This is a genomic window from Cupriavidus sp. GW823-FHT06D04 (assembly GCF_058795055.1).
Genome location: NZ_JBXAHL010000124.1, coordinates 1 through 598, shown reverse-complemented (window position 1 = coordinate 598; position 598 = coordinate 1). Strand labels below are relative to the sequence as shown.

Sequence of the window (598 nt, the reverse complement as noted above, 5' to 3'; positions counted from 1 at the left end):
GGTTGCACACCTTCTCGTAGCAGGAAGTTCCACATACGATCGGCCGGTCGGCGCTCCAGCTTGTGCACGTAGGCAAAACTATGTCCGCCATCCTGATCCCGCAGGGACTTCCCGACGATCACTTCAAACCAGCCGTCCTGGCGGCGCCGGTGGCCGGCCCGCCGAAGGTAGCCGCCGTCAATGCCGACTGCGCGGATCGGACTGGGCTCCGGGATCTCGGACGAACCGACGCTCGCGGTCACCTCCGCCTGCTGCCGGGCGTCGGTGGCCTGTTCCGCTTCCAGCCGGCGACCGAGCGTGGTGACCTGGCGCCGGATTGAGCTGGCTGCCAGCACATGATCGAGCGGCAGTACCTCTTGCAGGACGTGACGGTCAGACCATACGACATCAGCGCTGCGAACTTGACCTCGAGATACTGCAGTTCCGGACTGACCCGCTCAGGCAGACAGCGAGCGACCGGGCTGAAGCTACGTGCGTCGCCCTGGCACCGCCGGCAGGGGTACAGCCTCGGACTGTCAATCGACAGTCGCCCGAACGCGCTCCGGAAGACCAAGTGATGGTGGCCCTTGCAAGCCAGTTGCGCCCCGCACGTGGGACA

At 65.7% G+C, this 598-nt stretch carries 1 pseudogene; it reads right to left on the bottom strand.

Features of this window, described 5'->3' with window-relative positions:
* Nucleotides 1–598, bottom strand: a pseudogene (locus AC1Q7H_RS39870) (ISKra4-like element ISBte1 family transposase); the annotation flags it as partial.